This is a genomic window from Siminovitchia sediminis (assembly GCF_042680885.1).
Classification (GTDB): Bacteria; Bacillota; Bacilli; order Bacillales; family Bacillaceae_C; genus Siminovitchia; species Siminovitchia sediminis.
Window position 1 is genome coordinate 38,866 of record NZ_JBHUEO010000031.1, and the last position, 8,777, is coordinate 47,642.

Here is an 8,777-nt window from a genome sequence, read left to right on the forward strand (position 1 = left end):
AGCGCTTTCAGTAAATTTACTTTGCCAACTTACTGCTATCTGCTGCTAATGGTGGTTGCTCAAGCCTGCCATTCTTTATCGTTAGTTTAATCCAATCATTTCCTATTTTTAAATCTTTCATAACAACCATCATATACAATGATGTTAAATCTCGTCTTGGTGATGATGCCCAAGCTGTACCGTAATAAACCATTGCGTTTGAGAATAAAAATCCAATTTGGTACACCAATAGCTTTTCCGAAAAAGGTGAGACCGTAGAATTAGTTATCCCATCTTCAAATAAAGGCGGTACTGGAAGATTACCTGTGGTTAATAGCTCAGAAAACATTTTTACATGGTCCTCTTTTATCTTAATTGCTTTTTGTAAGAAATTCTTTACTTTATCGGATTTTGCAACTTGATTTGATGCGACTACTAAAGCTTTTGCGAATATGCTTTTTTTAGATTAAAATAAATATCTGTTATTTCAATACAACTTAAAGCTCTTGTCTCTCCAAGCCATCCACTAAAAAATTATTGTCCACTACATATTCTGCTCTTTCGGGTGGAGTTATGTTTGGAGGGCGATGAAATAGACCTTTTTCTTGTAATACATTCTTAGTACGATTGCATAATTCAACCGAACTAGCCAGACATTCAGTAAAATAATTACGAACATCCAATCGTGAACTTGTCGTAATTGCTCCGCTATATCCATGACAACAATGTAAAGACATGATGTTTAAATAATTTAAACAAAAAACATCATAAAAAAGTTGCGGGGAATTTGGTGTATAGTCATTATCCTTAAATCCTATAGGAATGGGATAACCTTCACTCCTAAAGAACTCTTTTGCTTTTTCTACATGTTTTATACTTAGAGACATTGCGTATTCAGATAAATCTAATATATCCCTATCCACTATTTGTTCCATCATAGTTTATGAAAGCAAATACTGGCTGTTTCATTGTGTCCATAATGCAGCAATCTCAGCAGAAGTTAATTTAGCTGTATGTACTGTATCCACTTTTACACCTCACTATTTTTTTATTCCTCTTCAAAAGTTAGTAACCGACATTACAGAATTCAAATGTCTAGGCGAAGAGAAGTTATATTTAAATCCGACTCTTGACCTTTATAACGGGGAAATTATTGCGTTTGAAACCAAGAAGCGTCCAACGTTAGAGCTTGTCATGGAACCTTTGAGGGAAACGATAGAGATAATAAAGAATTGCGCAACCTACCGTACCACCATTCATTCTGATCAAGCGTCGCATTACCAGCACAAAGAATGGGTGAAGACATTAAACAAAAATAAAGTATTCCAAAGCATGTCTCGTAAAGCAACCTGTGCGGACAATCCTTCAATAGAGAATTTCTTTGGCATTTTAAAATAAGAAATGTATTACGTTGAAGAATTAGTAAGCTATGAAGAATTAAAAAAGAGGATTGAGGAATATATCTACTGGTATAACCATGTACGACCAAAAGAAAAATTGGCTGGATTAAGTCCAGTTGAATACAGAGCTCAATCCAGCCAATCAGCTGCATAATAAAAATTTTAACTTTTGGGGGTAACCACGAAGCCGTACGCTCTCTCACTTACACAGTTTAGTTTACAGTCCCAAATATTTGATAATAATCTAGTTAAAATTTGCCTTTATTGAAGCGATTTGTTAGGGTCCATTTCAAGCCCTCTTAGTAAAGCCAGCCCAAGCCAATGGGGTCAGTATAAATCTATTCTATGTTTTTTCATCATATAGAGTTTCTAGTGGAAAACCTTATTCTTTCGTTATAGTAATCTCCTACTTTTCCATTAAAGAAACAGAACAAGTGACAAGACTCTCATTTCTGATTACCATTCTGGTAAGCTCAAAAAATGACTGATGTGGTCGGAAACGTCCTTAGGATGGGTCAAAGTGATGATGTGATTAGCACCAGGTATACGTACAAAGTTAATATTGGGAACTTCCTTATATAATTGTGCGATTTTAAAGAGATCTTCTGAGTCCTTCTCGCCTATGATAAAAAGTGTCTTCGTTTTAATTTCTCCCAATCTTTCCATCGCTGAACTAGAGGAAACAGTTTCGAATGTTTTCCAATCAAAAGTCTTTTGAATATTATGTATCATCATTTCACGCAATAAATCGTATGCTTTTCCGAAAGAAACGGTCCAGGAAGGCTCGCTTAATGTTATATTAGTCATTTTCTCGACATCTGGTGCAGCTTTAGAAACTCGGCTCTCTAATTCCGCATGTTCGGAAGAAAATTTAAACCCCGACAGGCCTGGAGCGACCAATACCAGTTGAGAAACCCTTTTCGGATAGGTCAGAGTAAAATCAGTTGCAATTTGTCCACCTAGGGAATGTCCAACGAGGGCACCTTTCTTAATTTTAAGATGATCCAAGAGTTTTCTAAGATCCTCAACATAATCAATGGGTTCATTCGGAACGGGTGACCTCCCTGCACCCCGGACATCAGGAGTGATTACTTTGAACGACTTTGAAAGATGTGGTGTGATGAATTCCCAGTCACGTGAATCCATAGCTCCACTATGAAGTAATATAACCGGTTTTCCGTTTCCTTTAATTTCGTAATGAAGATCCATCTATTTCAATCTCCTTTCCCTGAAAAAAGTGGGCACTGCTCATGACTATCTTCGTTTCATTTCTAAGATTCCTTCCCTTATTCCCCAAACTGGCCCGATTGCGGAATAAAGACATATGAATTAAATGACCTTTTTGTAAATAAACAACAATATAGACCTGTAGATAATAAATGGGATGTGACCAAGATTGAACGGCCCATTGCAGAGCAACAAGCTAAACTATTTTTATGAATCTATTGATGCCTGTACGCTATTTAAAGGATGTTTTTAAAGATGGATTGATGAGCCTAATTTGTCCAATGACAGTGCCGATTACTTTATTGTTACTGAAGAGTTTGCACATTTCCGATTGAAATTGACCTATCGCAGAAATGTAGATGCCCTATGACTTTACAAAGAAAATTGGGGACTGTCCTCTTGCCAATGGTGATCGCATCTATACTGTTCGGGCTACTTCATTCACCCACCTATGAATATTGGTCACAATCTGTTTTTGCTATTGGCATCCCCTGCTATAAATGTGCTTACAGTTTAAGCAGAAACATCTTTATAGCTTATTGCGTCCATCTTTTCTTTGATTGGATTTTCTGGTTTTTAATAGGTCGCCTATTGAATGAAATCAACGAATTCCATTCAACCTGTAAAGCGACAATAATAATGATTTAATTTCAATGCACATACCCATATAACCCCGTTTCGGTTTCAAGATGGGGTTTAGATAAAGTTTTTTATGGATTTTATATTGTGCTAAAAAAATGACAATAAAGTTGCAAATCTAAGAGTTATTCAGCCTGTCATGCTGTATCGATAACTATAAAGTCTAAATGTGGACCAGGGATTAAGCTCTTACGAAAACTTTTAAACCGATCATGATTATTTTGAGTCGTATACGTTAATCATGTCTTCTTCAAGATTGAAAACCAATTCCATAGAACCATCCGGAAGGACATGCTCCATTTCATGAGGCGGGTGGTAACCTTCATAAAACCATTTATTAAACTTATTCGGTTAAAAAGGAAGTTTAATGTACCTTACAAATGATTCAATTGCTCAAGAAGGTCCTATTTCACCACTTTGATAATGTCCATCCGCTTTAATGTTTCATGTGTAATATTTTTTGCTTCGGTTCCAGAGCCGTTGATATTCACTGCAAAAACCCAAGTATCCTTTTTTGTATTAATAAAGCCAACGTACCATCCCAGTCCTAGATCCGAAAGCCTTGTTCCAGTTTTTCCATAAGCGTGTAGTCGTCCTGTTCATCCTGTATCATCATCCGTTTAACCGTTTTTTGATGTTTTTCTACAAATGGGAGCTCTTCCTTGACTAACTTTTCCATGAAGTTTATTTGCTCAAGCACAGAAATTTTCAGGCTGCTGTCCAGCCAAAAGGTATCGATTCGCCCGAAATATCCTGATTTCCATATCCCATTTTTCTAATATTTTCTTGTATCCTTGTTTCCCCGATATCTCGTGTCATATCCTGATAAAACCAAATTGCAGACCCTCTCATAGCAGATGCCAATGAGTGATCACGGTTCCAGCATTCGAACTCTCTTACTACTCCATCCCAGCGCTTGACTTCATATTCATCCCTTACAGCTGACGTTTGCAGACCAATTAAGGCAGTAGGTACTTTGAAGGTCGATTCAGGCGTAAACCTTTTTGTGCTTCTTTCCTTGTTATACACATAAACTTTATCGTTTTTTAGATTTTTAAGAACCATCGTACCCTCTTTCCCGTTAAATAACTTTTCAATATTCAATTCCTTTGTTTTTCCCTGTTGCGCTTCCGTCGCCATGGTGGCCCCACCAAAAGTCAGTGCAACTAAGAATAATAATATGACAGCAGCCTTAGTCATCTTCATTTTTGCCTCTTCCTTTTAAAAGAGGATTTACAACATTAAGACAGAGAGCTTTGTATTAATAGGGTTTAATATATAAATAGGGTTTATCGTTGTAAATCCGCATTTTCGGGACCCTATATGTCAATGTTTACGGATTAATAATAATCCCTAATATATGCAAAAGCATTACATTTTGTCTTGTTCCACCAAGGTTCTTGACAACGTAGGCGAACTCTATATTTGAGTCCATTATCTGTGACGGAACGAGTAATGGTACCAGCATCTTTTATTGTACCATTAGCAACAATTCTTCCTTTACTATCAAATACATCATATCCAACATTGAGGTTATTACTATTATATATATATAGTTTGAAATGATCTTTTGGATTCAACCAATTCGAATATACTGGACCAGAACCAGATAAATATACATGTTTATAATTATTTGCAGCATTAGCCTCTACACTCACAGAAACGGCCATAATTACACCTAGTAACAAGGAAATAAAAAACTTATTTTTTTTCATCTTGCTCCTCCTTTTTACATTTATGGGAAATAATAACATTAATTAATAGTCCTTACATGAGTCAATTTGCTTATTTTTGTTATTTTCCCAATTATTGAATATCGCTTGCCCTGCCACTTGTTTATCATCATGCCCGCTGAATTTCTGTATTTTTCGTAGTCCCTAAAAAAGAGTTCTCGCATAAACAGTGAATGAATGTATTCCATTTGTTTCTTATCATTAATCCATCTCGTGCTTTTCCCATTCAATAGAACATCCCCTGACGTTGGTTTTACTAACGAGGCAATTGGAAATTGATGTTGACTTACCTGCTCCATTCGGTCCAAGCAAACGATCGATTCATTATGTCCAATATATATCAAAGTCCATCAACGGCTTTCTTCTCTTTAAACGTTTTGCTTAAGTAGATTGTTTCGAGCATTCATGAACACTCCTATTTAACAAGTATCCTTTATTCTTCTTTAATGTATAAAAAAAGGGGTATTCGGACTTTATGGTGGAAAAGGGCTTACAAGTCACCCTTTTCCAATTTCTTAATTAGTGCGGGAAAATGGACACCATAGTTACCTGTTATGACGTGGGCTGTTACTTCATGTTAATTGAAAGTGTCGTATAATATAGCCTTGCTGAAAGCACTTGAATTAAATCGTGGCTTACGTTTTTTTATGGAGGTTCTCATTAAACAGTATTTTGGCTCGTAACACTTCAAAAGAGTAACCTGCCTAATAATACTGTTTATTAATTCTGTATAAGCGTTTGTAAGTTTTTTATCGAAGTAGTTGAATATTCCCTCTTGCCAGTTGTCTACAGCTCTCATAAGGTCTTAATAAGTGTCTTTGGAGTTACTTGTATTCTCCACTTTCTGTAACGGTCTCTGCCTTCTTCAGGATCATCGGCATCCCATATCCAGTAAAATTCTTCTTTGAGTTCATGGGCTTCTTTTAGATCAGGCAGATTACCTAACCAAGTATCTAAGAGAAATGCTTCACGCATTAAATTCGTGTTTACGCTTTAGGTGGATAAGCCTCTCACGCAAAAGGGTACGTCTTTCCAAAGCTGTCATTTTAGCTTTGATAGCCTTTCTAACATCGTCTAAGGCTTGGTTAGCCATGCGGACAACATGGAACTTATCTACAACCACTTTCGTGTGTGGTAAGACGGTATTAACAGCATCTTTGTAAGGCTTCCACATATCCATTGTGACGTATTCAATATAGGTCCTGTCACTGATCTCTGAAAGGCGTTGAATGACTGTTTCCTTGTTACAGTTGGGCTTGATGTCATAGTTAGTCCTACGTTAAACGTTAGTCAATACAAGGTAAGGTTTACGGACAATGTGTATTTCATCTATCCCAAGCCATTTAGGAGTCTCAAACTGGTACTCTCGCTCTTTAAATGATACGTAGTCCTAAAAGACGTTCCTGACGGTCTCCTCGTCAACACCAACGTTTTCTGCAACTTCTACAAAGGTGTTTGTGTTTGACATGGATTGTTCTTCGATAGCTTCTACAAGCCTTTTGGTCATACTACGCTTTTCGTCAATGGATGTAAGGCGTTCCCAGAAGTAGAATCACATTCACAACACAAATAACGTCCACGATTCAATTGTAAGCCCACTCGCTTTAAACGAATGGGCAAATCCATAATCAATTGCTATCGTGAGTTGTGCTTATATAACTTGTCAAAACCACATTCAGGACAACTTTCTGATGGATTGATTGCTTCCACTTTAAACAACATATCGCTTTCATTTTCTTGTGGTGGTTCAGTAACTTTGAAGTCTTAAAAAGACAATAGGTTAGTCATCTATACCTTTTATTTTGAGAGAACCTACACCAATAATTGCTCCCAGTATAACTAAAACAATACTGGCTATAATTTCATTCCCTTGCAAAGCTTCGATGTAATTTACCAGAAACCAACTTGGTCCGCCATTTGTTAATCGGTTTATGATACCCCCAATTCCTTGAATGAATAGAAGTAGACTTACACCGCTTGCAATCTCTTTCACAACACTACATCCCCTTTCAAAAAATTAACTGATGAAATCACTATAAAATTCCCCTAATGCTAATATTGAATAAAACCGCCCCAATAACTGTGAATGCCATTAATACAGAAGACAATGGAGCTTTTACTAATTTTTTTCTTAGTTTTTCAAGCTTGTTTTGTAACCATCTTCTAAATAGTATAAAAATGATCAATAGTAAGAATGAAGGAAGTACCATAATCACGTTATAGCCAAGTAAAATACTTATGGACACCCCCGTATTAAACGCTAAACCATCCATTAGTAAGATCGAGTAAAAATACGGTAAAGCGGTGGCAAACTCGATCGTAAACACAATGATACCGAGTATAATCATCGCCCTTAAAGATACTTGACTTGGTAACCATTCCATAAATCGTGATTCCATTCCTTTCTCAGGCTTATAAAAGCTAATTAGTACAAGGGCGGCACCAATAATCGTATAAAACCAACTTGAAATTTGATTCTTGGTCATACTTTCTATAAAACCAAGAATCGGCCCCACTCCTAGGTAAACCAAAATTCCTATGATAAAATAGCAAAGTTGCGTCGATAATAAAAACACAATCAAACGCGATTTCAATTTTTCTTTTTGTATTAGTAAGATATAAGCTGTGATCGCCAATACTCCGGGGCTTAAGATATCAATGAAAGCACAGAGCACAATAATGAGAAGTGCTGTTGTGAAATCTATGTTGGTAGGAACTAATGATTCAATGATTTCAAGCACCTAAACATCCCCCTTCATTTATTTCACACACTGTGATAAAATCATAATAACACAGTGTGCTAAATAAAAACAAGAGGTGATTTGAGTGCCAAAAATTGTTGATCATGATCACAAAAGGAAAATTATCGTTGAAACAGCTTGGAAAATTATTGAAACGGAAGGCATTGAAAAAGCATCTATCCGAAGAATTGCATCTGAAGCTGGAATGTCTACCGGAGCACTAAGACATTATTTCTCAAACCAAGATGAATTACTATTATTTATCATGGAATATTTTCTTGCTCGTGGGAAAGAACGGTCGGAGAATAAATCATGGTCAAAAAACCCTCTGATTGCAGTACAGGAAACGTTGTTAGAATTAGTTCCTGTGGATCGGGATAAACAAACTGAAACTTGCGTTTGGCTAGTTTTCGCCATTCGCTCACTTACAAGTGTAGCTTTGAACACGAAAAAAGATGAACTAACTGAAGGAGAATATATTTTAATGGAAGCACTGCTTGAAATATTGATAAAAGCAGGCTATGTAAATAAAGACATAAATATTGAAATAGAAAAATTAAGGCTTTCAGTAGTCATTGAAGGTTTATCCATACATGCTCTATTAAGACCGGATATATTCACAATTGAAAAAACGGAACAAATTATTACTCACCACTTAAATGAACTTTGCAATCAATAATATATTAAGTTAAACACTTGTTTTTTAAATAAACCCTGTGGAATGACTGACAATGAAAAAAAGTAGAATCCCACCATAAAATCGGAAGAGCCAAAAAAAGAAACAGTGTCACCACTGTCTCCAGTCACGATTTTTGATACTAGCCATTACTTTTATCATTTAATTTCCTTGTGAACAAATTTCAAAGGTCAACACCATCTATAGGTAGGTCACCAATCCCTAAACCAAATTATACGATCGCATAAGTCGTAAGCTGTATTTGGCAAGTAAAAAATGTATGAAATGGCATTTAAAAATGCATGCCACTCGCCAACGGCCTTATGAATGTAATAATGACTCTTTGTAACGGAAGCTGTCGCCCGTAAAAAGCAATAGATGC

Annotated in this window: 10 protein-coding genes and 2 pseudogenes; 4 read left to right on the top strand and 8 right to left on the bottom strand. The window is 36.2% G+C overall.

Annotation, left to right across the window (positions count from 1 at the left end):
- Nucleotides 1-16: 16 nt before the first annotated feature.
- Entirely contained in the window at nt 17-433 is a 417-nt protein-coding gene (locus tag ACFSCZ_RS11605; protein ID WP_380774106.1) for a DUF3231 family protein, read from the bottom strand.
- A gap of 43 nt (nt 434-476) precedes the next feature.
- The gene (locus tag ACFSCZ_RS11610; protein ID WP_380774095.1) at nt 477-917 is read right to left on the bottom strand and encodes a DUF3231 family protein; all 441 of its coding nucleotides are present in this window, start codon (nt 915-917) and stop codon (nt 477-479) included.
- A gap of 112 nt (nt 918-1,029) precedes the next feature.
- On the opposite strand from ACFSCZ_RS11610, the gene ACFSCZ_RS11615 reads away from it, so the two are divergent.
- A complete protein-coding gene (locus ACFSCZ_RS11615) occupies nt 1,030-1,377 on the top strand; it encodes a transposase (protein ID WP_380774107.1) in 348 nt (115 codons plus the stop codon).
- Nucleotides 1,378-1,380: 3 nt separating this feature from the next.
- A complete protein-coding gene (locus ACFSCZ_RS11620; RefSeq protein ID WP_380774096.1) occupies nt 1,381-1,533 on the top strand; it encodes an IS3 family transposase in 153 nt (50 codons plus the stop codon).
- A gap of 302 nt (nt 1,534-1,835) precedes the next feature.
- Here the strand turns inward: ACFSCZ_RS11620 and ACFSCZ_RS11625 are convergent, their stop codons facing one another.
- A complete protein-coding gene (locus ACFSCZ_RS11625; protein ID WP_380774097.1) occupies nt 1,836-2,588 on the bottom strand; it encodes an alpha/beta fold hydrolase in 753 nt (250 codons plus the stop codon).
- A gap of 384 nt (nt 2,589-2,972) precedes the next feature.
- Here ACFSCZ_RS11625 and ACFSCZ_RS11630 point away from each other — a divergent pair, with 384 nt between their 5' ends.
- A complete protein-coding gene (locus ACFSCZ_RS11630) occupies nt 2,973-3,254 on the top strand; it encodes a CPBP family glutamic-type intramembrane protease (protein WP_380774098.1) in 282 nt (93 codons plus the stop codon).
- A gap of 395 nt (nt 3,255-3,649) precedes the next feature.
- Here ACFSCZ_RS11630 and blaOXA read toward each other — a convergent pair.
- From blaOXA to ACFSCZ_RS11655, 5 genes and pseudogenes are all read right to left on the bottom strand, one after another.
- Nucleotides 3,650-4,445: pseudogene (blaOXA, locus tag ACFSCZ_RS11635) on the bottom strand (class D beta-lactamase).
- 140 nt (nt 4,446-4,585) lie between these two features.
- Nucleotides 4,586-4,960, bottom strand: coding sequence for a hypothetical protein (locus ACFSCZ_RS11640; RefSeq protein ID WP_380774099.1), 375 nt, complete (start codon nt 4,958-4,960; stop codon nt 4,586-4,588).
- 508 nt (nt 4,961-5,468) lie between these two features.
- Nucleotides 5,469-6,766: pseudogene (locus ACFSCZ_RS11645) on the bottom strand (ISL3 family transposase).
- On the bottom strand, nt 6,759-6,971 hold the full coding sequence (locus ACFSCZ_RS11650) for a hypothetical protein (protein WP_380774100.1): 213 nt from the start codon (nt 6,969-6,971) through the stop codon (nt 6,759-6,761). Before ACFSCZ_RS11650 ends, ACFSCZ_RS11645 begins: the two are co-directional and overlap by 8 nt.
- Nucleotides 6,972-7,011: 40 nt before the next feature.
- Nucleotides 7,012-7,719 (bottom strand): GAP family protein, encoded by a 708-nt coding sequence (locus tag ACFSCZ_RS11655; RefSeq protein WP_380774101.1) that lies wholly within the window; start codon nt 7,717-7,719, stop codon nt 7,012-7,014.
- 85 nt (nt 7,720-7,804) lie between these two features.
- Here ACFSCZ_RS11655 and ACFSCZ_RS11660 point away from each other — a divergent pair, with 85 nt between their 5' ends.
- A complete protein-coding gene (locus tag ACFSCZ_RS11660) occupies nt 7,805-8,398 on the top strand; it encodes a TetR/AcrR family transcriptional regulator (RefSeq protein WP_380774102.1) in 594 nt (197 codons plus the stop codon).
- Nucleotides 8,399-8,777 lie beyond the last annotated feature (379 nt).

What these genes read in the sequence shown, in the direction of transcription:
- ACFSCZ_RS11610 (WP_380774095.1), bottom strand. Translation starts at nt 917, where the DNA reads ATGATGGAACAAATAGTGGATAGGGATATATTAGATTTATCTGAATAC.
- ACFSCZ_RS11620 (WP_380774096.1), top strand. Translation starts at nt 1,381, where the DNA reads ATGTATTACGTTGAAGAATTAGTAAGCTATGAAGAATTAAAAAAGAGG.
- ACFSCZ_RS11625 (WP_380774097.1), bottom strand. Translation starts at nt 2,588, where the DNA reads ATGGATCTTCATTACGAAATTAAAGGAAACGGAAAACCGGTTATATTA.
- ACFSCZ_RS11630 (WP_380774098.1), top strand. Translation starts at nt 2,973, where the DNA reads ATGACTTTACAAAGAAAATTGGGGACTGTCCTCTTGCCAATGGTGATC.
- ACFSCZ_RS11640 (WP_380774099.1), bottom strand. Translation starts at nt 4,960, where the DNA reads ATGAAAAAAAATAAGTTTTTTATTTCCTTGTTACTAGGTGTAATTATG.